Origin of the sequence: Sanguibacter keddieii DSM 10542 (assembly GCF_000024925.1) — a bacterium.
GTDB lineage: Bacteria > Actinomycetota > Actinomycetes > Actinomycetales > Cellulomonadaceae > Sanguibacter > Sanguibacter keddieii.
Genome location: NC_013521.1, coordinates 1,021,834 through 1,044,536, shown reverse-complemented (window position 1 = coordinate 1,044,536; position 22,703 = coordinate 1,021,834). Strand labels below are relative to the sequence as shown.

General features: G+C 73.5%; 21 protein-coding genes. 6 read left to right on the top strand and 15 right to left on the bottom strand.

From position 1 onward, the window contains the following. Positions 1 to 36: 36 nt before the first annotated feature. The 5 genes from SKED_RS04465 to SKED_RS04445 are packed head-to-tail and all read right to left on the bottom strand — an operon-like array spanning position 37 to position 3,327. Positions 37 to 855: an SDR family NAD(P)-dependent oxidoreductase gene (locus SKED_RS04465; RefSeq protein ID WP_012865933.1), complete on the bottom strand. Its 819-nt coding sequence runs from the start codon at positions 853 to 855 to the stop codon at positions 37 to 39. Positions 856 to 860: 5 nt separating this feature from the next. After that, positions 861 to 1,091 carry a Trm112 family protein gene (locus SKED_RS04460; RefSeq protein ID WP_012865932.1) on the bottom strand — a complete coding sequence of 77 codons (231 nt, stop codon included), beginning with the start codon at positions 1,089 to 1,091 and terminating at the stop codon, positions 861 to 863. Further along, positions 1,088 to 2,677, bottom strand: a complete 1,590-nt coding sequence (locus tag SKED_RS04455) for a phosphomannomutase/phosphoglucomutase (protein WP_012865931.1) — start codon at positions 2,675 to 2,677, stop codon at positions 1,088 to 1,090. Before SKED_RS04455 ends, SKED_RS04460 begins: the two co-directional genes overlap by 4 nt. An 11-nt stretch (positions 2,678 to 2,688) precedes the next feature. Beyond that, positions 2,689 to 2,964 (bottom strand): hypothetical protein, encoded by a 276-nt coding sequence (locus SKED_RS04450; RefSeq protein ID WP_042437774.1) that lies wholly within the window; start codon positions 2,962 to 2,964, stop codon positions 2,689 to 2,691. Between the two features lie 6 nt (positions 2,965 to 2,970). Further along, positions 2,971 to 3,327 (bottom strand): DUF3499 domain-containing protein, encoded by a 357-nt coding sequence (locus SKED_RS04445; protein ID WP_012865929.1) that lies wholly within the window; start codon positions 3,325 to 3,327, stop codon positions 2,971 to 2,973. 106 nt (positions 3,328 to 3,433) lie between these two features. Here SKED_RS04445 and SKED_RS04440 point away from each other — a divergent pair, with 106 nt between their 5' ends. Then, positions 3,434 to 3,880 (top strand): metallopeptidase family protein, encoded by a 447-nt coding sequence (locus tag SKED_RS04440; RefSeq protein ID WP_081448055.1) that lies wholly within the window; start codon positions 3,434 to 3,436, stop codon positions 3,878 to 3,880. A 16-nt stretch (positions 3,881 to 3,896) separates the two neighbouring features. Here SKED_RS04440 and SKED_RS19720 read toward each other — a convergent pair whose 3' ends face one another. From SKED_RS19720 to SKED_RS04425, 3 genes are all read right to left on the bottom strand, one after another. After that, the gene (locus tag SKED_RS19720) at positions 3,897 to 5,621 is read right to left on the bottom strand and encodes a DUF5719 family protein (RefSeq protein WP_012865927.1); all 1,725 of its coding nucleotides are present in this window, start codon (positions 5,619 to 5,621) and stop codon (positions 3,897 to 3,899) included. Next, entirely contained in the window at positions 5,618 to 9,166 is a 3,549-nt protein-coding gene (locus SKED_RS04430) for a glycosyltransferase (protein ID WP_012865926.1), read from the bottom strand. Before SKED_RS04430 ends, SKED_RS19720 begins: the two co-directional genes overlap by 4 nt. A gap of 162 nt (positions 9,167 to 9,328) precedes the next feature. Further along, positions 9,329 to 9,664 carry a WhiB family transcriptional regulator gene (locus SKED_RS04425; protein WP_012865925.1) on the bottom strand — a complete coding sequence of 112 codons (336 nt, stop codon included), beginning with the start codon at positions 9,662 to 9,664 and terminating at the stop codon, positions 9,329 to 9,331. Positions 9,665 to 9,916: 252 nt separating this feature from the next. Between SKED_RS04425 and SKED_RS04420 the strand changes: the two genes are divergently transcribed. Beyond that, complete coding sequence (locus tag SKED_RS04420) at positions 9,917 to 10,726, top strand: TIGR03089 family protein (RefSeq protein ID WP_012865924.1); 810 nt, start codon at positions 9,917 to 9,919, stop codon at positions 10,724 to 10,726. Between the two features lie 74 nt (positions 10,727 to 10,800). Next, on the top strand, positions 10,801 to 11,679 hold the full coding sequence (rfbA, locus tag SKED_RS04415; protein ID WP_012865923.1) for a glucose-1-phosphate thymidylyltransferase RfbA: 879 nt from the start codon (positions 10,801 to 10,803) through the stop codon (positions 11,677 to 11,679). Positions 11,680 to 11,759: 80 nt separating this feature from the next. Here rfbA and rfbD read toward each other — a convergent pair whose 3' ends face one another. Then, complete coding sequence (gene rfbD, locus SKED_RS04410; RefSeq protein WP_012865922.1) at positions 11,760 to 12,653, bottom strand: dTDP-4-dehydrorhamnose reductase; 894 nt, start codon at positions 12,651 to 12,653, stop codon at positions 11,760 to 11,762. 172 nt (positions 12,654 to 12,825) lie between these two features. On the opposite strand from rfbD, the gene SKED_RS04405 reads away from it, so the two are divergent. The 3 genes from SKED_RS04405 to SKED_RS04395 all read left to right on the top strand — a co-directional run bounded on the left by SKED_RS04405 (position 12,826) and on the right by SKED_RS04395 (position 15,932). Next, the gene (locus tag SKED_RS04405; RefSeq protein WP_012865921.1) at positions 12,826 to 13,440 is read left to right on the top strand and encodes a dTDP-4-dehydrorhamnose 3,5-epimerase family protein; all 615 of its coding nucleotides are present in this window, start codon (positions 12,826 to 12,828) and stop codon (positions 13,438 to 13,440) included. A 209-nt stretch (positions 13,441 to 13,649) separates the two neighbouring features. Next, entirely contained in the window at positions 13,650 to 14,333 is a 684-nt protein-coding gene (locus tag SKED_RS04400; RefSeq protein WP_012865920.1) for a hypothetical protein, read from the top strand. Positions 14,334 to 14,678: 345 nt separating this feature from the next. Then, entirely contained in the window at positions 14,679 to 15,932 is a 1,254-nt protein-coding gene (locus SKED_RS04395) for an LGFP repeat-containing protein (protein WP_169310128.1), read from the top strand. A 102-nt stretch (positions 15,933 to 16,034) separates the two neighbouring features. Here the strand turns inward: SKED_RS04395 and SKED_RS04390 are convergent, their stop codons facing one another. From SKED_RS04390 to SKED_RS04365, 6 genes are all read right to left on the bottom strand, one after another. Further along, positions 16,035 to 17,093: a glycosyltransferase family 2 protein gene (locus SKED_RS04390; protein ID WP_012865919.1), complete on the bottom strand. Its 1,059-nt coding sequence runs from the start codon at positions 17,091 to 17,093 to the stop codon at positions 16,035 to 16,037. Positions 17,094 to 17,096: 3 nt separating this feature from the next. Then, positions 17,097 to 18,086 (bottom strand): glycosyltransferase family 2 protein, encoded by a 990-nt coding sequence (locus SKED_RS04385; RefSeq protein WP_012865918.1) that lies wholly within the window; start codon positions 18,084 to 18,086, stop codon positions 17,097 to 17,099. A 115-nt stretch (positions 18,087 to 18,201) separates the two neighbouring features. Further along, complete coding sequence (locus SKED_RS04380; protein WP_012865917.1) at positions 18,202 to 18,606, bottom strand: DUF2304 domain-containing protein; 405 nt, start codon at positions 18,604 to 18,606, stop codon at positions 18,202 to 18,204. After that, a complete protein-coding gene (locus tag SKED_RS04375; protein ID WP_012865916.1) occupies positions 18,606 to 19,343 on the bottom strand; it encodes a glycosyltransferase family 2 protein in 738 nt (245 codons plus the stop codon). Before SKED_RS04375 ends, SKED_RS04380 begins: the two co-directional genes overlap by 1 nt. Positions 19,344 to 19,348: 5 nt before the next feature. After that, positions 19,349 to 20,626, bottom strand: coding sequence for a hypothetical protein (locus SKED_RS04370; RefSeq protein WP_012865915.1), 1,278 nt, complete (start codon positions 20,624 to 20,626; stop codon positions 19,349 to 19,351). Further along, positions 20,623 to 22,596: a DUF6541 family protein gene (locus SKED_RS04365; RefSeq protein WP_012865914.1), complete on the bottom strand. Its 1,974-nt coding sequence runs from the start codon at positions 22,594 to 22,596 to the stop codon at positions 20,623 to 20,625. The genes SKED_RS04370 and SKED_RS04365 overlap by 4 nt, the downstream gene beginning before the upstream one ends. Positions 22,597 to 22,703 lie beyond the last annotated feature (107 nt).

Genomic DNA, 22,703 nt, shown 5'->3' with positions numbered 1-22,703 from the left:
GGCAGTCCCGCACAGCCAGCGCACCGGCAGAGCAGGTCAGACGAGCGCCTCGGACTCCTCCCACAGGCGTGCGGCGAGGTCGGCGTCGCGGCTGAGCGGGTTGACGTTCTTCGCCACGGCCTTGGACTCGTAGTACGCGCCGGGCGTGAAGGTCTCCCCCGGGGTGCCCTCGGCGAGCCAGACGAGCTCGTCGGCGGCCTTGTCCGGGCGGATCGTGAAGAGGCGCTTGAGGGGCGTGTGGTAGATGAACCGCATGAGGCTGGTGGTGTCGCTCGCGAAGCTCGTGGCGACGACGCCGGGGTGGAACGCCACGGCGGAGATGCCCTGGTCGCCGTAGCGGCGCTGGAGCTCGGAGGTGAAGAGGATGTTGGCGAGCTTGCCGTTGCCGTAGGCAGCCTGCGGCGAGTAGGCGTACTCGCCCTGCAGGTCCTCGACGTCGAACTTCGCGAAGACCCGGGCGGCGACGCTGGCAGTCTGGATCACGGTGGCCCGGCCCGCGATCAGGGAGGGCATGAGCAGCTGCGTGAGGAGGAACGGCGCGAGGTGGTTGACCTGGAAGGTCTTCTCGTAGCCGTCGACGGTGGTCTGGCGAGCGCCCATGATCCCGCCTGCGTTGTTGGCGAGCACCTCGATCGACGGGTAGGCGGCCAGCAGCTCGTCGGCCAGGCGGCGGACCTGCGAGAGGTCGGCGAAGTCGGCCAGGTGGTGGTCCGCACCGATCTCCTCGGCGACGGCGCGGGTGCGCTCGGGCGAGCGGCCCACGACCACGACGCGCTCCCCCGAGGCGGCGAGGCGGCGCGCGGCCGCGGCACCGATGCCGTCGCTCGCACCGGTGATGACGATGGTCTTGGGCATGCCGGCTACAGCCTGCGCGCGTCGTCGACGAGCAGCACGGGGATGCCCTCGCGCACGGGGTAGGCGAGCGGCTGGTGCTCAGCCGTGGAGTGGAGCTCGGGCGAGCCGTCGGGCCCGACGCCGTCGACGAGGGTGGCACCGCTCACCGGGCAGCGCAGGATCTCGCGGACCCACGGGTCGATCGGGAAGGGGCTCCCCGCCCCTGCCGCAGGAGTGCTGGGCTGCTGCATGGTCATGCCGTCACCTCGTCCGTGTCGTCGTGCTGGCTGCTGATCTCGTGCTGTCCGGCACTGGTCTCCGCGCCCGTCGACCGGACGAGCGAGAGCACGTCGTCGCGGACCTTCTCCATGATGTCCTCGTCCTCGGCCTCGACGTTGAGGCGCAGCAGCGGCTCGGTGTTCGAGGCGCGCAGGTTGAACCACCAGCGCGGGCGCTCGTCCCAGTGCGAGACGGTGAGCCCGTCGAGCTCGTCGACCGTGACGGGACCGGCCCCCTGCTCGGTCACGTACGCCTCGACGACGCGCTCGCGCGCTGCCGGGACGTCGTCGACCGTCGAGTTGATCTCGCCGCTCGCCGAGTACGGCTCGTAGGCGAGCGCGAGGTCGGACAGCGGGTGCGGCTGCTCGCCCAGGGCCGCGAGCACGTGCAGCGCCGCGAGCATGCCGGTGTCGGCGAAGAAGAAGTCGCGGAAGTAGTAGTGCGCGCTGTGCTCCCCGCCGAACACGGCGTCGTGCTCGGCCATCTGCGCCTTGATGAAGGAGTGCCCGACGCGGGTCCGCACGACCTCCGCGCCCGCGGCCGTGAGGAAGTCCGGCACGGCGCGCGAGGTGATGAGGTTGTGGATCACCGTCGGCGTCCGGCCCGCGGCGATCTCGCGGGCGACCTCGCGCAGCCCGACGAGCGCGGTGATCGCCGACGGGCTCACGGCCTGCCCCAGCTCGTCGACCACGAAGCAGCGGTCGGCGTCGCCGTCGAAGGCGAGCCCGAGGTCTGCACCGTGCTCGACGACCGCGGCCTGCAGGTCGACGAGGTTCTTGGGGTCGAGGGGGTTGGCCTCGTGGTTGGGGAAGGTCCCGTCGAGCTCGAAGTACAGCGGCACTACCTCGAGCGGCAGGGCCGGCAGCCCGGCGCCGGACTCGAGCACGGCGGGGACCGTGTAGCCGCCCATGCCGTTGCCCGCGTCGACGACCACCTTGAGCGGGCGGATGCCGGAGATGTCGACGAGGCCGCGCAGGAACGCGGCGTAGTCGCCGAGCATCGACCGCTCGCTCGTCTGGCCGAGCTCGGTCGCCGGGCCCGGCAGACCGTGGGTGAGGTACTGCTCGGCGAGCTCGCGCACCTGGCTCAGACCGGTGTCCTGCCCGACGGGGCGCGCACCCGCCCGGCACAGCTTGATGCCGTTGTAGCGCGCCGGGTTGTGGCTCGCGGTGAACATCGCCCCCGGCGCGTGCAGCACGCCCGACGCGTGGTAGAGCCCGTCGGTCGAGCACAGGCCGATGTGCACGACGTCCACGCCGGCGCTCACCAGACCACGGGTGAAGGCCTCGACGAGCTCGGGGCCGGAGTCGCGCATGTCGTGGCCCACGACGACCGTGGGCCGGGCGCGGGTGCCGGTCCCGGCCGTCGCAGCAGGGTCGCTCGGGGTGGCGTCAGCAGCGTCGCCCGCGTCCGGGATGACCACGACCGTGGCGTAGGCCGCGCCGATCGCCTCGGCGACAGCAGGGCTGAAGGGCTCGGGGACGACCCCGCGCACGTCGTACGACTTGATGAGGTCAGAGAGGTCGACGGCGCTCGAGGTGCCTGAGGTGTCACGGGAGTCCATGAGGACCAATCCTACGTGCCGGACCCCAGGACGGACTCCCGGTCGAGGGCGCGACCGTCGTCGGCCGCGTACCAGCCGGACCGCTCGCAGTCGTGGCAGGACAGGAACACCGCGGGCACCCCGGAGCCGGTGACGGACAGGCGGGTGAGGGACGCGGACGCGCAGTCCGGGCAGGTGGCCGGACCGGGCGCGGCCACCCGCGGCTGGCTCAGCGAGCCGAGCGGCACGTCGGGCGCGCTCGCCCGACGACGTCGCCGGGGCGCGCCGGGACCTGCCGCGTCAGCCATGAGAAGTCAGCCCTCGCCGCGCAGGATGCGCAGGTGCCCGCGCCGTGCGACCTCACCGGTCTGCACGGGCTCGGGGTCGGCGAGGTGCTTGGGGCGGCCGGCCTCACGGACGGCCTCGGCGAGCGCGGTGAGGTCGTCGGGCGTCGGGCCCTGCTCGACGTACGCGGGGGCGAGCCGGACGACCTCCCACCCGCGGGGGGCGGTCAGCCGCTCGGAGTGCGTCTCGCAGAGGTCGTAGCTGTGCGGCTCCGCCATGTGCGCGAGCGGGCCGAGGACGGCGGTCGAGTCCGAGTACACGTAGGTGAGGGTCGCCACTGCGGGTCGCGCGCAGGCGGTTCGGGAGCATTGGCGTACTGAGATCACTCGCAGACCGTACCTCCCCAGAACCTGCACGCCGTCCCTCACACGCCGGTCGTGACCTCGACGTGACCCGCGCGACGTCCGTCAGGGGACGGCTAGGGTGGGGCGCATGCGTGATCTCGTCCCGTCCAGCCCCTCCGTGCGCGGCAGCCGACGCGACCGTCGCGGCCGCGGGATGCGCGGGCCGCTGCTGCCGATGTCGGTCCCCGCCCACCGCACCCGGGCCGAGAGGTTCGACGAGCACGTGCTCGCCACGGTCCAGCGGCTCGAGGCCGCCTGGGGCCGCGAGCTGGCCGGCACCGAGTTCGCCGTCGAGGACGTCCCGCCGTCCGACCCCGCCCCGTGGGAGCACGGCGGCGTGCCGATGGGCCGGTACTTCCCGGCCGAGTCGGGCCAGCCGGACCGCATCCTCGTGTACCGCCGCCCGGTCGAGTCCCGCGCGGCCGACGCCGGAGACCTCGTCGACCTCGTCCGCGACGTCCTCGTGGAGCAGGTCGCGCACATGCTGGGACGCCGTCCCGACGAGATCGACCCGCACTACCGCGAGATCGACTGACCGCCGCTGACCTCGCTCAGCCGTTGGGCAGACCGACGGTCTGCGACCGTCGGACCACGAGCGCGTCCTGCGCAGCGGGCGGGGCGGTCGGCTGCAGCGTGGTGATCGAGCCGCTGATCGCGTCTGCCCGCGCCGTGAGGCTCCACTCGACGGTCGACGGGGCCCCGGCCGTCGGCACGAACCGCACCGCGCCGACCTGCTCGTCGTCGGAGAGGCTCTCGATCTCGACGCTCGTCGTCTGGCCGGTCGCGAGCTCGACGGGGCTGCTGCCCAGCAGGGTCCCGTCGGTCCCGTAGACCTCGAGGGTCCCGAGCGCGGCCGGCGCCCAGGGGCCAGCGGAGTCCTCGGCGCTCTCTGCGTCCTCGCCGCTCTCCTCGTCGTACACGATCGGCACGGGCCCCGCGAGGTCCGTCGTGCCGTCGAGGTCTGCCGGGAGGGCGACGAGCGTCACGGTGCCCTGCGTGCCCTCGGGCAGCACGGCGCTGCTCGGCGCCGTCGACGTCGTGCGGTGCGAGGCCACCCAGGTGCGGTCCACGGGCGTCCCCAGCAGGGGCTCGTCGTCGTCGGCCTCGCCGGTCGAGGTGGCCACCGCCCCGGCGACCACCGGGACCTCGGCCTGGACCACCACGGAGTAGCTCCCCGCGGGCAGGCCGGACAGGCTCACGTCGGTCACCGTGCCGGCCACGAGCTCCGTCGTCTGCGCGCCGCGCAGCACCCGCTGGCCGTCCTCGCCGAGGACGAGCAGCGTCGCCGTCCCGCCCTCGTCGGGCGCGAGCAGCCGCACCGACGCGACGTCCGGGTCGCCGATCTCGGAGGCCTCGACGCTCACCCCGGTGACCACCTGCGCCGTCGCGGGGGCGTCGCCCGGGACCACGAGGTCGACGCCGCGCGCGGTGAGGCCCTCGAGGACGGAGTGCTGGAGCGTCGCGGTGACGAGGGCACCGGCGGAGGTCGCTCGCACCACGAGGCCGCGCTGCTGGGCGGCGAGCCCCTCGACGAGGGTCGAGACCTCCTCGCCCGGGGGGACGAGGTAGGTGGTCGGGCCTGCCGGGTCGAGGGCGCCGGAGGGACCCCACAGCGAGATCGTCACGGTCGCCGGCGTCCGGCTCGGGTTGGAGAGCACCAGCCGCGTGCTCGAGCCGAGCTCGGTGCCGCCGCCGACCAGCCACTGGTCGACGCCCGGGGCCGCGCAGCTCGCGGCGGCGAGGCCGCGCAGGTCGCCCGACGCCGTGGCCGACGACGTGCTCGCCGCGGCGTCGGAGGTGTCCCCCGCAGCGGTCGTCGAGCGCAGCACCTCGGACCGGGGGCCCTGGTCGGCGACCGCGTAGGCGCTCGGGTCGGAGCCCTGCACGGTGCGCTGCTCGCCGGAGCCGGCGTCGGGCCCGAGCGGCACCAGCACGGAGGTGGTCGCGGCCCCGAAGGCGGCGACCTGGAGGGAGGTGAGCGTCTCGTCGGGGGTCGAGCCGAACTCGGCGTCGGCGGTCGACCCCGGGTCGGCGAGCACCACGGGACCCGGGCACACGGCGACCGTGGACCGCGCCTCGATCGCGACGGCCTCGCCCGCCGGCGCGGCGAGGGTGCCGCTCGGGACGAGGTCGTCGCCGTAGGCAGCGAGGGCACCGGTGGCGCCCACCACCACGAGGGAGACGACGACGGCCCGGGCCACGGAGCGGCGGCGGTCGCGCCGGCTGCCGGTACTTCCGATGGCACGGCGCGGGGTGGACGGACGGGCGGCGGTCATCGGGCTCCTCCTCGACGGCGACGGACCGGGAGGGCGAGCAGCACGAAGACCACGAGGACCGTGCCCTGCAGGACCAGCCAGGGTGCACGGCTCGCGCGCTCGTAGGCCACCACCAGGTGGCCGCCGTCTGCGCCGATCTCGAAGGTGGGCTGCTCGTCGCCGACGGACCGCAAGGACCTGCCGTCGAGGGTCGCGCGCCAGCCTGGCGCGTCGTTCTCCGCGAGGACCACCACACGGCCCGGCGCACCGGCCGGCACCTGCACGTCGACCCGCAGCGGCGTCGCCGCGAGCACGCCGACGGGGACCAGCGTGCCGCCCTCGTCGGGCTCGTAGAGGTCGGCCCACCCGGGCTGCAGGGCGGGGTCGGCCGAGCCGACCGGGGCCACGCGCCAGATGGTGCCCGACTCGTTCTCGGTGATGCGCTCGAGGCCGGCGACCGTGTCGACGCGGCTCACGAGCTCGGCCCGCGCGAGGTCCTCGGACGGGGGCACCAGGACGGCGCCGACGCCGAGCTCGGCGAGGACGTCCACCTGGTCGCCGTCGAGGCCGGCCGAGAGCTGCGCGACCGGGACCGCGAGGTCGTCGGGGCGCGTGCCCAGGCGCGCCACGTCGACCACCACGGAGGAGTCGACGAGCTGCGGACCGTCGTCGTGCAAGAGCTGGTAGTCGACCGTGCCGTCCGGGCCGGTCTGCAGGGCGAGCACACGGGCCTGCCGCCCGGAGGTCTGCATCTGCTGGCCCACGGCGGGCACGATCGCGCGGTCGAGCGCCTGGACCTCGACCGGGCTGTCCTCGCCGCGCGCCTGGACGGTCCACGCGGCCAGGCCGCCGACGGGCACGCAGGCGAGGACGGCGGCGAGCGTCCCCACCGCCACCTGGCGCCAGCCGAAGGTGTGCGTCACGGCCTTCTCACCCAGGCCGTCGAGGCCGAGCAGCCCGGCGGAGAGCAGGCCGAGCGTCATGAGGGAGAGCCCGGCACCGGCCCAGCCGGTCACCGGCCCGTCGACCCCGGAGGCGACGACCGTGGCGCCCGAGACGAGCGCGGTCGCCAGACCGGTCGCAGCGACGGCCCAGCCGACACGGGCCGCGGTGCCGCGCCCACCGGCACGCAGCAGACCGACGAGCGCCGTGACCACGAGCAGCCCGCCTAGCAGGCCCGGCGCGTAGCGCCAGACCTCGCCCCAGGCACCCTCGGCCTCGAACCACGGACGGACCGTGTCGGGGAACCCGAGGAGCTGCTGCCAGGCGACCGGGGCGTCGGAGCCCGTCGCGAGCCCGGGGTCGCCGAGCAGGATCCGCCAGCCGCCGTTGTCCCAGGTCACCACGGCGCGGACCACCAGCGGCCCGAGGATGGTGAGCGCGGGCAGCGGGACGAGGAGCAGCGGCGCACGGTGACGAGGCACCGCGACGGCCACGGCGACTAGCGCCACGACGAGCGGGAGCATGAGGACCGGGGCGCCGGCCACGACCACGGCGCAGAGCAGCGCCGCTGCGCCGAGGGCTGCGAGCGACCCGCGGACGGGAGCGCCGGGCGCCGACGACGCGGGACGCGGTGCGGCGTCGACCGACGTACCTGTGCCGTCGTCGTCCGCGGCGAGGTCGTCGTCGTAGTCGTCGTCGGAGACCACGGTGACGCCCGCGACCGGGGCGGCGGCTGCGTCGGCCGACGCACGGGCAGCCGTGCCGTCCGGGTCGGAGGCGTCGGCACCTGCGTCGCTGTCAGCAGCACCGTCGGCAGCGGCGTCGACCAGCGTGCCGCCCACGGGCTCGCCCTGGGCGAGCGCAGCCTGTACCTCGCGCGCGGCGGCCCGCTCGCGCTCACGGTCCTGGAAGCGCTGGTCCGCGCGTGCCTGCGAGCGCATGCGCAGGCGTCCCCACACGTCGGTGCGCTGGAGCCCGAGCGCCCGGACGAGTGCGAGGGCGAACCACGGGAGGGCGGCGTGGGCGAGGATCGCCCCGAGGCGTCCCTGCCCGACGGCGGCGAGGAGGGTCGGTGCCGCGGTCCAGACGAGCACGGCCCAGGCGCGCAGCGTGAGCGAGCGGGTCACGACGCCGGCGGCGAACCAGGCCCCGAGGCCGGAGAGGACGAGCCCTGCGACGACCACGAGGTTGACCGCGAGCTGGAGATCTCCGCCGGTGAGGGCGGTGACCGGCGCGAGGGCGGTGAGCAGGGGGTCGGCCGGGGCGGACGCGCCGAGGCCGTCGCGGACCCAGCCGCCGGAGATGGCCTGCCAGAGGTCGGACCACCCGCCGCGGGCCGGCAGCAGCGCGCCGCCGACGGCGCGACCGGTGCTGGTGAGGGTGGCGACCACGGGGCCGAGCGCGACCAGCGTCACGACGGAGAGGGCGAGCACGAGGCCGAGGAGGGTCAGGCGTCGGCGGCGACCCGTCTGGCGGATCTCGGCGCGGTCGAGGTCGTCGGTGCGGTGCAGGGCACGACGCCGTGCCCGCGCGGCGAGCCGGCGGTCCTGGTGCGCGGTGACGACGTCGCGGGTGGTCGCGAGGAGCGGGGCGAGGAGGCGCCGCGGGACCGTGCTGGTCCGGGCTGCGACCGTCCGGGCGCGCACCGTCCGCCCGGTGCGGGCGACGAGCCACAGCGGCGCCCAGATCTCGTCGAGGGCCTGGGCGGGCTGCTTCACGGCGATCCGGTAGAGGGCACGGACCGGACCGGCCACGACGGCGAGCACCATGAAGAAGGGCAGGAGCACGAGCGGCATGGTCGAGGCGAGGAAGAACAGCTGCGACCGCAGGCGCGGTCCGAAGGACGGGTCGCCGACCACCAGACCGTCCGGGGTGGTCTCCGGCCCCTCAGGGCGGGTGCGCTCCCCCGTGAGCGAGGCGCGGGCGTGGTGGACCACCGCCGCGGGGACGACGACCACGCGGTGCCCGGCGCGACGGGCGCGGTAGCCGAGGTCGAGGCTGTCGCCGAAGACGCCGTAGGTGGGGTCGGTGCCGCGCAGCTCCACCCACACCGCGGTGCGGACGAGGGCTCCCGTGAGGCCGACGGCGAGGACGTCGTCGCGCGAGTCGTGCTGCCCCTGCTCGAGCTCGCCGTCCTCGACGCCCGTCATCCGGCGACCGCTCCGCGAGACGGTGTACCCGACCTCGAGGAGCTCGTCCGGGGCGCCCCAGCGGACCTGCTTGGCCCCGGCGACGGCCACGTTGCTCGTGTGCTCGAGGGCGCGCAGCAGGTGCTCGAGGGCCTGCGGCTCGGGGGCGGAGTCGTCGTGGAACAGCCAGAGCCAGGTGCTCGTGACCGAGAGGTCGTCGACCACGGCGGTGACCGCGGTGCCGAAGGACCGGGCACCGGGGACGCGGTGCAGCACCACCCGGTCGGCGAGGTCCGGCGCGACCTGCGCGCTCGAGTCCTCCGAGGCGTCGGCGACCACCACGCGGGCCGGAGCACGGTCGACGGCCAGCACGGCGCGGAGGGAGGCGTCGAGGTAGGGGGTCGTCCCGCGGGTGACGAGGATCGCGGTCACGGCACCGGCAGGGGTGCGGTCCGCGGGCAGGCTCGCCGGGGTGGTGGGGGTCAGAGTTGTCATACCGTCGTCCATAGTGCCTCAACCGCCTGCCGTCTGGCGGCGGCGGTCGCGGCGCGGCGCGAGTCTGGGCGCCACCTGTGGGGCGGGGAGGGAGGCCTCCGGGCGTCGCGTCGCCCGGGCTGCGAGCGGCAGCGCGGCGTCAGACGGAGCCGGACGGCCAGGTCAGACGGCGCGGCGCTTGAGCTTGCGGCGCTCGCGCTCGGACAGACCGCCCCAGATGCCGAAGCGCTCGTCGTTCTCGAGCGCGTAGTCGAGGCACTCGGAGCGGACGTCGCAGCTGACGCAGACCTTCTTGGCCTCGCGGGTCGAGCCGCCCTTCTCGGGGAAGAAGGCCTCGGGGTCGGTCTGGGCGCACAGCGCGCGCTCCTGCCACCCCGCGACGGCCTCGTCGTCGGCCGAGCCGAACAGCGGCAGCACAGGCGCGAGCGTCTGCGGCACGGCCTCGGTCAGTCCCGCGTCAGTGGGGAAGTCTTTGTCCCCGTCGAGCAGATCCCACATGGCACACCCCCTCCGGGCATCAGCAGTCGTCTCACGATCGGCAGCGAGCACCCCTCTATGAGAGGTGACACGCCACGAGGGTGAAACTCTCGCGTGATCTCTCTCACATCGTCGGGGCGCGGAGCCTCGACCGTTGTCGTAAATTACACGCGTGTCATCTGTTGGAGTCAAGCCGAGTTGTTCCCTTTGGCAGGTACGACCGGGTGAAGTTTGACACCCTCCCGCGATTCGTGACCCGACTAGGATCGTGCTATGCCCCACACTCTGCCCGCCCTCCTCGGCGCCCTGACGACCGAGCCCGGACGACCCCGCCTGACCTGGTATGGAGCTGACTCCGAGCGCATCGAGCTGTCGGGTGCCGTGCTCGTCAACTGGGTGTCCAAGACGACGAACCTGCTGGTCGAGGAGTTCGACGCCGAGCCCGGGACCGTCGTCGCGACCGACCTGCCGCCCCACTGGCGGACCCTCGTGTGGGCGCTCGCGACGTGGCGGACCGGGGCGCACCTGGCGACCGTCGGCACTGCCGAGCCCGCCGACAGTGCCGCGCCCTCCCCCGCACCGGGCGTCGTGGTGACCGCGACGCCGGAGCGCTGGCTGGACGCCGCCGGAGCCCGGCCGCGCGGCACCGAGCTCGTGGCGGTCGCCCTCCCGGCCCTCGCACGCACCTTCGGCACCGACCTGCCGGCCGGCACGGTCGACGCGGCGTCGGCCGTGATGACCTACGGCGACCAGGTCGGGTACGTCCCGCCGACCGACGACTCCGAGACCGCGCTCAGCGGTCACGGTCTCGGCGCGGAGCCCGAGGTGACGCACGCGGGCCTCCTCGCGTGGGCACGCGCGCAGGTGGAGCCCGTCGCCCCCGGCGACCGCGTCCTCGTCACCGTGCCTGCGGCACCGGCCGGTGCCGCAGGCGTCGCTCGCGTGCTCGCCCACGCCCTCGATGCCTGGGCCTCCGACGGTTCCGTCGTCCTCGTCTCGGCCGAGGCCACCGCGGCGCTCGAGGCCGACCCGGAGCGGCTCGAGCGGCTCGTCGCGACCGAGCGGGTCACCGCCCGGCGCTGAGCGGCTGCGCCCCTCCAGACCTCGGCGAGGCAGGGTGGGGCACACGCACGCCCGGGATCGGGCAGACTGGGGCGATGCGCGGAATCATCCTTGCCGGCGGGTCTGGCACACGACTCCACCCGATCACCCTGGGCGTCTCGAAGCAGCTGGTGCCCGTCTACGACAAGCCGATGATCTACTACCCCTTGTCGACCCTCATGCTCGCGGGCATCAAGGACGTCCTGGTCATCACCACCCCGCACGACGCCGAGCAGTTCCGGCGCCTGCTGGGCGACGGCTCGCAGTTCGGCATCTCGATCGAGTACACCGTCCAGGAGGTCCCGGACGGCCTCGCCCAGGCCTTCGTGCTCGGCGCGGACTTCATCGGTGACGACTCCGTGGCGCTGGTGCTCGGCGACAACATCTTCTACGGCCCGGGCCTGGGCAACCAGCTCACCCGCTTCGCCGACATCGACGGCGGCGCCGTGTTCGCGTACCGGGTCGCGGACCCCACGGCCTACGGTGTGGTCGAGTTCGACGACGAGGGCCGCGCGCTCTCCCTCGAGGAGAAGCCGACCCACCCCAAGAGCAGCTACGCGGTCCCCGGGCTGTACTTCTACGACAACGACGTGGTCGAGATCGCCCGAGGCCTCGAGCCCTCGCCGCGCGGCGAGTACGAGATCACGGACGTCAACCGGACCTACCTCGAGCAGGGCCGCCTGCAGGTCGAGGTGCTGCCCCGCGGCACCGCGTGGCTCGACACCGGCACCTTCGACTCGCTCCTCGAGGCCTCCGACTACGTCCGCACCATCGAGAACCGCCAGGGGCTGAAGATCGGCGCCCCGGAGGAGATCGCCTGGCGCCGCGGGTTCCTCGACGACGCCCAGCTCGCCGAGCGCGCCGAGAAGCTCGTCAAGTCCGGCTACGGCACCTACCTGCTCGGCCTTCTCGACGAGGGCCGCGGGCCGCGCTGAAGGCCTTCCCGGGCTGACCCGGGACGGAGCGAGCCCCGTACCCGTCGACGGGTACGGGGCTCGCTCCGTCTGCTGGACGGTCAGGCCGGAGCGACGACCTGCGGGCCGGCGACGGCCCAGCGGTCGCGCCAGTCGCCGATCGGGGTGACACCGGCAGCGACCAGGCTCGCGTGACCCAGCACGGAGTACGACGGGCGCGGGGCCGGGCGCACGAAGTCGGCGCTCGTCGTCGGGGTGACGACGTCACGGTCGAGGCCGGCGGTCGCGACGGCCTCCCGGGCGAAGTCGAACCAGGTGGCCTCCCCCGACGACGTCGCGTGGAAGGTCCCACCGGGGACGTCGGCGTCGACGAGTCGCACCACGAGGTCGGCCACGTCGCCAGTCCACGTCGGCTGGCCGCGCTGGTCGTCGACCACCGACACCGCGCCGCGCTCGCCGGCGACCCGCGCGATGGTCCGTGGGAAGCTGCCGCCGCCCGCGCCGTACAGCCAGGCCGTGCGCACCACGTGGTGCTGCGGGCTCGCCGCACGCACGGCCCACTCCCCCGCGGCCTTGGTGCGGCCGTAGGCCGAGACCGGGGCGACCACCGCGTCCGCCTCGTAGGGGGTGGTCGCCGAACCGGCGAACACGTAGTCGGTCGACACCTGCACCAGCCGCGCCCCGCGGGCGGCGGCGGCCTGCGCGAGGTTGGCGGCGCCGACGGCGTTGACGGCGAAGGCCGCGCCCTCCTGCGTCTCCGCGTCGTCGACCGCGGTCCACGCCGTGCAGTTCACCACCACGTCGTAGCCCGCGAGCGCCGCGAGGCAGGCGGCGGCGTCGGTGACGTCGAGCTCGGCACGGGTCAGCGCGGTGACGTCGCGCCCGTCGCGCTCGAGGCGTGCGACGACGTCCTGGCCCAGCATCCCCGCAGCACCGACGACGGCCCACCGGGCGGGACGCTCGGCAGCGGGGGTGGTCGAGGAGGCCTGAGCCACCGGGTTCTCGTCGTGCTCGTGCACCGTCGCTCCTGTCGTCAGTGGCCGCACCTGCGGTCCCCGGCCACCCTATCGGCGACCGGACGCACGGCACCGTCGCAGGCCGTCGCAGCGCGCCCCGGGCGAGGCCGCACCGATAGCATGGGCCTCCCGCCATCGAAGGAGTAGACCTGTGGAGTTCCGCCAGCTGTCCGTGCCCGGCGCGTGGGAGATCACCCCGAAGCAGTTCGGTGACCCGCGAGGCGTGTTCCTCGAGTGGTTCAAGGGTGCGCCGTTCGCCGAGGAGGCGGGCCACGCCCTGGCGCTCGCGCAGGCGAACCTCTCGGTCTCGGCCGCCGGCGTGCTGCGCGGTATCCACTTCGCCGACGTCCCGCCCGGTCAGGCCAAGTACGTGACCTGCGCCCGTGGTGCGGTCCTCGACGTGGTCGTCGACATCCGCGTGGGCTCCCCCACCTACGGCCAGTGGGACTCGGTGCTGCTCGACGACGTCGACCGCCGCGCCATCTACCTGTCGGAAGGCCTGGGCCACGCGTTCCTGTCCCTCGAGGACGACTCGACCGTCCTGTACCTGTGCTCGGCGCCCTACGCCCCGGGCCGCGAGCACGGGATCCACCCGCTCGACCCCGAGATCGGCATCGACTGGCCGACGACCGCCCGCGACGGCTCGCCTCTGCAGTACGAGCTGTCTGAGAAGGACTCCGTCGCCCCCACCCTCGCCGAGGCCCTTCAGAGCGGCCTCCTGCCGTCGGCCAACGAGGTCGCAGAGTTCGTCGCTGGCCTGCGCTGACGCACGCCGGGCCGGGCTCGGAGGGTCGTGGACGGCCGGCGCGAGGGCGGCTGGTGCTCGGCTCGCGCCAGGGCACAGTCGTGTCACGGTGTGTCCCGTGAGGGCGTGGCGTGCCCGAGGCGGGCGAGATGTCTGGGTAGGGTGACCGCACCGTGAACATCGTCTGCAGATCCCGCTGAGGCGTCTGCGGCCCACCAGGGGGAACCCACATGAAACGTCAGACCGCACTCGCGGCCGCGGCGGCTCCGGTCCTCGTCCTCTCTCTCGCCATCGCCGCACAGGCGGTGCCGTCGGACGACCCGAGCGCACCCGTGACCGAGACCAGCCCGGCCGACGCGTCGGTCGAGGACCCCACCGAGGGGACCGCGACCGACCAGCCGACCGAGGAGCCCACCGACGAGGGCACCGCGACCGAGGAGCCGTCGACCGACCCGACGGACCCCGCCTCGCTCCCCGCCCCGGAGGACGAGCCCGTCCAGACCGAGGAGAGCGGCGCGCTCGCCGTCGAGCCCAACGACGCCCTCGCGGGCGCACCGCTGCCCGACGCCGTAGCACCGACCGAGGGCGACCTCGAGCGTCCGGCCGACCCGGCACTCGCAGCGGCCGACGTGCAAATCACGCTCGCCTCGACCGACCTCGTGGCCGGCGCTGTCCTCGCCAGCGGGTTCGTGCCCGACGTCGAGGCCGACGGCACCTGCACCCTGACACTCACCCGCGGCGACGACGTCCGCACCATCGAGGCACCGGCAGAGGCCGACGCCACGACCACGGTCTGCGGCGGTCTCACCATGACCACCACCGGCCTGCCCCTCGGCGACTGGCACGCGACCATCGGCTACCAGTCGGCGACCCGGTCGGGCATCAGCGCGCCGACCACGGTGACGATCCGATGACCGGCGCCGCACGCCTGCGCCGCGCACCGGCGGTCTTCGTCGCCGCGCTGCTCGTCGCGCTCGTCGCCCCCCTCGTCACGGCGACCCAGGCGCCGGCCGAGGCCGCGACCTTCCGCGCCGGGATGATCATCTCGGACGCCGAGTTCTACAACTCCGGTTCCATGACCACCGCGCAGGTCCAGACCTTCCTCAACCAGCGGGCGCCCAACTGCGTCCCCGCCGGCAACGGCGTGCCCTGCCTGAAGAACTTCCGGCAGAGCACCCCCAACCGTGCCGCGACCGCACGCTGCAGTGCCTACTCCGGCGCGGCGAACGAGACCGCCGCGGCGATCATCCGCAAGGTCGGTGCCGCCTGCGGCATCAACCCGAAGGTGCTGCTGGTGCTGCTCCAGAAGGAGCAGAGCCTGGTCACCTCGAGCGGCAACGCGCTCACCCCCCCGCAAGTACCAGATCGCCACCGGCTTCGGCTGCCCCGACACCGCGGCCTGCGACGACCAGTACTACGGGTTCTTCAACCAGCTCTACAACGCGTCGGCCCAGTTCAAGCGGTACGCGCAGAACCCCTACGGCTACGCGCACGTCGCCGGACGGACCCAGGCCGTGCGCCTGCACCCCAACGCCGCCTGCGGCAGCGTCAGCGTCCGCATCGAGAACCAGGCCACCGCGAGCCTCTACAACTACACGCCGTACACGCCCAACGGCGCGCTCCTCAACGGGCGCCCCGACGGCTGCTCCTCCTACGGCAACTTCAACTTCGCCAAGTTCTACGACGACTGGTTCGGCCGGCCGAACTTCCCGGTGATCGGTGCGATCGCCGGCGTCTGGCAGAACAACCAGAACCTCCTCGGGCAGCCGACCGCGGTCGAGAAGACGGGCCTGACCAAGGGCGGCGTCATGCAGCAGTTCGAGAAGGGCACCATCTACTGGTCCCCCGCCACGAGCGCGCAGATGGTGCGCGGCGGCGTCGGCACCTACTGGGGCGGCCAGGGCTGGGAGCGCGGTCGCCTCGGCTACCCCGTCTCGGCCGAGAAGTCGCTGGTCCGCAGCGGCGTCGTCCAGACCTTCCAGGGCGGGCACGTCTACTGGAGCCCTGCCGGTGGTCCGCAGACCGTGCTCGGTGCGATGGTCGGCCGCTGGTCGGCCATGGGCTGGGAGCGCGGCGTGCTCGGGTTCCCGGTCTCCGCAGAGCGCGCGCTGCGCAGCGGCGGCGCCGTCCAGAGCTTCGAGGGCGGGCCGATCTACTACCACCCGGCCTACGGTGCGCACGCGATCCGCGGCGGCATCTACCAGTGGTGGGCCGCCCGCGGCTGGGAGAACGGCATGGGCTTCCCGACGGTGAGCGAGCGCGGCGGTCTGCGCGCAGGCGGCTCGGTGCAGAGCTTCGAGCGCGGTGCCATCTACTGGACCCCCATGCACGGCACCAAGGCCGTCAACGGGGCGATCCTCACCTGGTGGGGCCACAACGGCTGGGAGAACGGGCGCCTCGGCTACCCCGTCTCGGACGAGACGGTCTCGGGCGTGCTGGTCTACCAGAACTTCGAGGGCGGACGCATCACCTTCGACACCCGCAACGGGGCCATCACCGTCAGCTACCGCTGACCGGTCCCACCGCACGGACGAGGCCCCGTGCCTGACGCTCTTCGCGTCGGGCACGGGGCCTCGTCCGTGGTCCAGGTGCTGCGAGCGGTGCGGGTGGTGCGCTCAGACGAAGCGGCGGACGACGCGCCAGTAGGCCTTGAGGACGCCCTGCACGAGGCCTCCGCCGGCGGGCAGCGGGAACTGCGCGGGGTCGAAGGTGTCGGTGAGCCGGTGCACCAGCTGCTTGTCGGGGACGGTGCGCGTCGACTGCACGAGGCGGCGGCGCTCCCGCACCCAGCGCGTGTTCCGCAGGATCCAGCCCCAGCCCTTGACCTTCTGCCTCCACCAGCCCTCCTTGAGGGCGATGAGGAAGATCGCGACCTCGAAGGCGAGCAGCGGCAGGGCGAGGAGCGCGAGGAGACGCGTGCCGTACCCGGTGAGGACGAACAGCAGACGGTTGCGCTCGACCAGGTACATCTTGAGCGGCGAGCGGCTGAACTCGTAGTGGTGGTCGGCGACCGCCGCGGGCACGTAGTGCACCGACAGCCCCTGCTGCCACGTGCGCCAGCTGACCTCGAGGTCCTCGACGTACGCGAAGAAATCGTCGGGGAACCCCCCGAGGGCACGCCAGTGCTCTGCGGTCACCACGAGGCACGCGCCGGTGGCCGAGGCGATCTCGCGGGGCACCTGGTGGTCAGCGACGGGCTCGTCCATGCCGCCCGCCCAGCTGAGCCCGAGGACGTGGATCGGGTTGCCCACGCTGTTGACCAGGTCGGGCTTGTCGGCCAGCCGCACGCAGGCGCTGACGATCCCGCGGCCGGGCACGTCGACCTCGTCCACGAGGATCCGCAGGGCGTCCGGCGCGACGATCGCGTCGCTGTTGACGAAGGCGAGGTGCTCCGACGTCGCCTCGAGGGCTCCGTAGTTCACCCCGCCCGAGAACCCGAGGTTCTCCGCGGGACGCAGCACCCGCAGACGCGGGTCCTCGGGGAGCGTCCGCACGGCGTCGGAGGTGCAGCCGTTGTCGACCAGGACCAGGTGGACGTCGATCCCCTCGGAGGCGAGCACGGCCGCGACAGCGTCGCCGAGGAACTCCTCGACGCCGTAGGCGAGCATGATCACGGACACGTCCTGTGCGGGCACGAGGGCTCCTTCGGGGCCGGGGGTGGGGCTCGTCGTCATGAGTCAGGCGTCCTGTCCGTAGCTGGCCCGCACGTGGCGCCGGTACAGCCAGGTGTAGAGCGGCGGCGCGGTCTTGAGCAGCAGGGCGCCGGCCACCGTCACCGGGGCGCGGCGGACCAGCCGCACCAGGGTGCTGAGCCGGATGCGCCTGCGGCAGTCGCGCACCACCTGACGGTCGTGCGCGGTCGCGGGCTCCTTGATGAGCGCCCGCTGGGCGGAGCTCAGGGTGAGGAACACCATCGCGTGGTCGACGGCCGCCCGGAGGCTCGCCGAGGATCCCGGCGTCAGCAGCGCGCCGCGCAGGTACGCCTCGGCGGTGTCCAGCTCGCTCACCGGGGGGATGCTCCCCCACGTCACCGAGTCGGCACGCACGTGGTACCGGTACACGGGCGCGTCGACCACGCGGACCGTGCGCGCCGCCGCCGCGAGGACCGGGTTGGTGAGGAAGTCCTCGTTGATGATCCCCTCGGGGTACCGCACGCCGTCGTAGAGGCTGCGCCGCAGCAGCTTGTCGCAGGTGAAGGGCGTGATCTTGTCGAAGAGCCCGAGCTCGGCGGCCTGTGCCCCGGGGAAGTCGCCCGTCACCGCCGGGTGACGCTCGCGCTGCGAGCCGTCAGGCCGCACGTAGACGACGTTGCCGACCACGATGTCGACGCCCTCGGCGAGCGCGCCGGCGAGGGTCTCGAGGTAGGTGGGCAGCAGCTCGTCGTCGGAGTCGACGAAGGCCACGAAGTCGCCGGTCGCGGCGTCGACCCCGGTGTTGCGGGCGGCCGCCGCGCGCCGGTTGGTCGGGTGGGTCAGGAACCGCACGCGGTCGTCACCGCCCCGCTCGGCGAGGTGGGCGCGCACCGTGTCGATCGAGGCGTCGGTCGACGCGTCGTCGACGAGCAGCAGCTCGAGGTCGGGGTGGGTCTGGTCCAGCACGCTGCGCACGGCGCGCACGACCGTGTCCTGGGCGTTGTAGACCGCCATGATGACGGAGACGGTGGGCACGACGACGCACCTTCCTGATCGGTTGCTGCGGGCGGGTCGGTTGCTGCAGGCGGGCGCACCTCGGTGCGCGGGACGGGCCGCGCCCGACCGGGCCCCGGCCTGGCGCGCCGGCCGGTCAGTCGGTGTGCGGGCCCTCGGTGCCGTCGTCCGGCACGGGGGTCGGGTGCGACGTCTTGTCGGAGATCCCGGCCTCGTCGAGGGTGCACCGGATGAGCGCGATCTCCTCGGCCAGGGTGCGCGACTGCTCCTCCTGGGCGGACAGCGCCACGCTCAGCTGGATGCACACGCCGAGGAGGATGACGAGGGCCACCGCGAACACGAGGTTCGAGGGGGTCTCGACGCCCACGAGCCGCGCGAGCGACACCGCGAGGTTCGGCCACACGCAGACGACGATGATGCCGAGCCCGAGCGCGATCCACACGGCCGCGTACTTCTCGCGGATGCGGCGGCTGCGCATGAGGCCGATCAACGAGGCGAGGACGACGACCGACAGGCCGACGACAAATCCGTAACCGCTCATCAGACTCTCTCCTCCTTGGGCACACCCGGTCGGGTGAGGGCGATGCACAGCGCGAGCATCGCCCGGACGAGGAACACCGCGGCCTTGACGGGGCTGTGCGACGGGCGACCGCCCGCGCGCGGACGCATGGTGACGCCCACCTGGCCGACCTTCATCCCGGCGCGTGCCGCGATGACGAGGGCCTCGACGGTGTCACCCAGGTACTCCGCCGGGTAGGTCCGCGAGAACAGGTCGACGGCCCGCGGGCCGCAGGCCTTGAAGCCCGACGTGGTGTCGGTGAGGCGCGCACGGGTGACGCGCGACAGGATCGTGGAGAGCAGCTTCATGGCCCAGCGTCGCGGCCCCTTGGCCTCGTAGTCGCCCTCGCCGGCGAAGCGCGCCCCGATCATCACGTCGGCACCGCTCGCGGAGAGCGCGTCGAAGATGGTGACGACACCGGCGGGAGGGTGCTGGCCGTCGGCGTCGAGCTGCACGGTGTAGCCGTAGCGGTTGCGGGCGGCGAACTTGTAGCCCGCACGCATGGCGCCGCCGACTCCGAGGTTGACGGGGAGCTGGAGGACACGGACACCCTTGGCACGGGCCACCTCGTAGGTGCGGTCCGTCGAGCCGTCGTCGACGACGAGCACGTCGACGTAGGGCAGCTCGGCGGCGACCTCGTCGAGCACGGCGCCGAGCGTCTCCTCCTCGTTCCACGCGGGAATGATGACGAGCACGCGCTCGGTGAGGAAGTCGACCATGGGTGTCATCCTACCGATCGGGGTGCTCGGGACCGGACGAGCGCCACCGCGTGGATCGCCGCGCCGACCAGCGGGCTCACCCACAGGCTGACGAGGACGCGCTGCTCGAGCGAGCCGGGGAGCAGCAGCAGGACGACCGCGAGGATGCTCGCGACGGCCCAGCCGGCCGAGTACGCGCGGTGGCGGCCGAGGGCCAGCACCGCCGTCCCCGTGAGGGTGAGCAGCGCGAGGAGGGCGCCGGCGCCGGTGAGGGCGGCGAGCACCGCCGACCCGATCTGCTGGTTGAGCACGACGTCCATGAGCCACGGCCCGACGAGGGCCGCCAGCCCGGCGCCGACAGCGCCGACGACGGCCACGATCCCGACGATCACCGTGAGCGTCCGGGCGCGTCGCTCGGGGTGCTCCACGAAGTGCGCGATCGCGACGCCCTGGAAGGCGTTGAGCGGCAGGAGGAGGGGCGCGCGGGTCAGCGAGATGGCGAGCAGCAGCGGGGCGGCCGCGGTGACGACGTCGTCCGGGGTGGTGAGCTGGATGAGGACCGGGAAGCCGACCACGAGCACCGCCGTGGACGACGACGCGACGATCGCGTGCCCGAGGCCCGTGACGTACTGCCGGGCCGGGCGGTCGGCGCGCATGGCGAGGGTGCTGCGCGTCTGGGCGCTCGTGGCGAGCGCGAGCAGCCACGCACCGGTCGCGACGGCGGTCGCGACCATGAGGTTGAAGAGCGTGGCGCTGACCACAACCACGCCGACCACCAGGACGAGGCGCACCACGGACTCGAGCCCGACGACGCGCGCGTAGACCTTCCACGCGCCGGCCCCGGCGAGCGCGCCGGTCGCCGAGGCGTGCCCGGAGAACGCGAGGGCCGCCAGCGCGACGAGCACGACGCCGACGACGGTGTGCTCCTGCAGCACGCTCGACGCCCACAGCGGGGACGTGGCGAGCACGACCACGGCGATGAGCGCACCGACCGCGAGGCCGACGGGCACGACCCGCGCGCCGGGCGCGGTGGCCGTCTCCGTCGGGACGTCGCCGCGGAGCCCGGCACGCACCGCGCGGGTGCTCTCGTTCTGGATGCCTCCCGTGATGCCCACCACGGCGAACAGCAGCGACCAGAAGACGAGGAACAGCGCGGTGTCCTCGGCGGAGGCCGTCCGCGAGACGAGGGCCTGGATGACGAACCCCGTCGCGGCGACCACGATCCCGGCGACCGCGACGCCGCGGGCGCCGCGGCCGTCGAGGGCGCCTGCCTGGGTCGGCTGCGCGGCGGGGAGCTCGCTCACCCGACGATCCGGAAGAGCTGCGCCTCGCCGACCTGCTCCACGAGCTCGAAGGACGGGTTGTCCTCGAGGTCGAGGAACCCGGCCGCACGGCTCATGCCGTGGATCCAGCCGTCACCGACGATCACGTACTCGATCCCGTACTCGTCGACGATGTCGCGGACCTCCTGGTCCGTCGCGATGTCGGACAGGTGGAACAGGATCGCCTCCTGCGTGGCCGTCAGGCCCGCCTGGTTCGGGATGGCGAGCGTGATGCCGCCGAAGAACGGCCGCAGCCCCTCCATGGCGAGCATCCAGGTCGAGCCGTCGGTCGGGTCGTTGAGGACCATCTGCCCCTCGGGCACGATGTCGGCCGCCTTGGACCACAGCTCGAGGTCGTCCTGCCCGATGACCGAGCCGCTCTGGAAGTTCCAGTACATGCGGCTGGAGTTCTGCTCCGCGTAGCCCGCGTGGCTGAGCATGGAGAACGACCCGACGAGCACCACGACCACACCGGCGGTCGCGGTCTTGATCCCGACCGGCGTGAGGCCGGCGACCCAGCGCGGCACGCGCTCGACGATCGCGGCGACGCCCACACCGGCGGCGACGGCCACGAACATGCCGACCATCGCGGCGAAGCGCCAGCGGTCGTTCCACCAGGGCGCCGTGAGGTCCTCGGCGAGCGGGGTGTCGTAGGCGGCTGCGAGGACGAAGAGCCCGAGCGAGATGATCCCGGCGACCCAGAACCACCACAGCCCACGGACCCGACGGAAGGTGAGCACCCCGACCACCGCGAGGAGCACGATCGCCCACTGGGGGCCGCTGCGGGCGTGGTTGAGCAGGAGCGCCTCGCCGACGGCCTGCCCGGCGGTCTCGACGGCCGGCCAGTCCTGGCGCGCGCCGGTGCTGGCGCTGATCGCCGTGAGGAGCGAGGGCGCGGCGACGAGGGCGGCGACGAACCCGATCGCGACGATCGAGAGCAGGTCGCCGACGATGAGCTGTCGGCGGGTGATCCAGCGCTGCAGGATCCACGGCACGAGGAAGATGAAGGCGGTGTAGACACCGCTCGGGTGCACGCCGACGACGCCGCCCGCGGCGAGGCCGGTCGCGAGGAAGAGGCCGGTGGACCGGTGGGTGAGCGCCTTGTCGAAGAGCAGGACGAGAGCGGGCACCATCGCCAGGCCGACCGCGAAGGGGATGAGCGGGCCGCGCCACAGCGTGTCGAAGACGAGGGCCGAGGGCATCGTCACGAGGATCGCGCTCGCGCCGGCCATCACCGGGTTGCGTGTCGCACGGAGCACGAGGCCCGCGATGCCGAAGGCCAGCAGGATCGGCATCATGAGCGAGCCCGCGTTGAGCAGGCGCGGGACGGAGTCGACGCCGAGGTCCCAGCCGAGGGCGGCGAGGCCGTGCCACGAGCTCGGGTAGAAGAAGGTGTCGACCGTCTCGCGGTTGTTGAGCTGGGCGATCGAGGACTGCGAGAGGTCGCCGGTGTCGGCGATCCAACGCACCACGGCGCCGTGGAACACACCGTCCCAGTCCTGCACCACCGAGTTGAGGGAGCCCATGCCGCGGCGCAGGACGTAGGCGCCGAAGAGCCCGCCGAAGGCGGCGCAGGCGGCGACGAGGCCGTGCACCTTCCACGTGAGGCGGTGCGTGAGCGGCGAGGCGACCTCGGCGTGCTCGCCCGTGACGGGCGAGCCCTCGGTCGAGTCGCTGTCGTCGGTGACCACGGGCTGGAGGACCTGCGGGACGAACGCGCTGAGCGCGAGCGCCACCGCGACCCAGAGGACGGTGCTGAGCAGCAGCCCCCAGATCGACCAGGAGATCCCGGTCCAGGTGCACAGGGCACCGCCGATGGTCACGATCCCGTAGGTGACGAGCGGGGAGGCGACGAGCACCCAGCCCCGCAGTCGGGCGGCCACCAGGACGGCGGCGCCGGGGACGACGGCCAGCAGCAGGCTCGCGCAGACTGCCCAGATCTCTTCGAGCATCACAGCTTCTCTTCTTCGGTCGGGTGGGGCGCGCGCGGTACCGGGGCGGACGGCCCGGGCTCAGCGACGGCTGACGCTCTCGGGCTCGCTCGCCACTGACGAGGTGG

Excerpts from the sequence above, each read along its gene's own strand:
- SKED_RS04465 (WP_012865933.1), bottom strand. The coding sequence starts at position 855 with ATGCCCAAGACCATCGTCATCACCGGTGCGAGCGACGGCATCGGTGCC.
- SKED_RS04460 (WP_012865932.1), bottom strand. The coding sequence starts at position 1,091 with ATGACCATGCAGCAGCCCAGCACTCCTGCGGCAGGGGCGGGGAGCCCC.
- SKED_RS04455 (WP_012865931.1), bottom strand. The coding sequence starts at position 2,677 with ATGGACTCCCGTGACACCTCAGGCACCTCGAGCGCCGTCGACCTCTCT.
- SKED_RS04450 (WP_042437774.1), bottom strand. The coding sequence starts at position 2,964 with ATGGCTGACGCGGCAGGTCCCGGCGCGCCCCGGCGACGTCGTCGGGCG.
- SKED_RS04440 (WP_081448055.1), top strand. The coding sequence starts at position 3,434 with ATGCGTGATCTCGTCCCGTCCAGCCCCTCCGTGCGCGGCAGCCGACGC.
- SKED_RS19720 (WP_012865927.1), bottom strand. The coding sequence starts at position 5,621 with ATGACCGCCGCCCGTCCGTCCACCCCGCGCCGTGCCATCGGAAGTACC.
- SKED_RS04430 (WP_012865926.1), bottom strand. The coding sequence starts at position 9,166 with ATGACAACTCTGACCCCCACCACCCCGGCGAGCCTGCCCGCGGACCGC.
- SKED_RS04425 (WP_012865925.1), bottom strand. The coding sequence starts at position 9,664 with ATGTGGGATCTGCTCGACGGGGACAAAGACTTCCCCACTGACGCGGGA.
- SKED_RS04420 (WP_012865924.1), top strand. The coding sequence starts at position 9,917 with ATGCCCCACACTCTGCCCGCCCTCCTCGGCGCCCTGACGACCGAGCCC.
- rfbA (WP_012865923.1), top strand. The coding sequence starts at position 10,801 with ATGCGCGGAATCATCCTTGCCGGCGGGTCTGGCACACGACTCCACCCG.
- SKED_RS04400 (WP_012865920.1), top strand. The coding sequence starts at position 13,650 with ATGAAACGTCAGACCGCACTCGCGGCCGCGGCGGCTCCGGTCCTCGTC.
- SKED_RS04390 (WP_012865919.1), bottom strand. The coding sequence starts at position 17,093 with ATGACGACGAGCCCCACCCCCGGCCCCGAAGGAGCCCTCGTGCCCGCA.
- SKED_RS04380 (WP_012865917.1), bottom strand. The coding sequence starts at position 18,606 with ATGAGCGGTTACGGATTTGTCGTCGGCCTGTCGGTCGTCGTCCTCGCC.
- SKED_RS04375 (WP_012865916.1), bottom strand. The coding sequence starts at position 19,343 with ATGGTCGACTTCCTCACCGAGCGCGTGCTCGTCATCATTCCCGCGTGG.
- SKED_RS04365 (WP_012865914.1), bottom strand. The coding sequence starts at position 22,596 with ATGCTCGAAGAGATCTGGGCAGTCTGCGCGAGCCTGCTGCTGGCCGTC.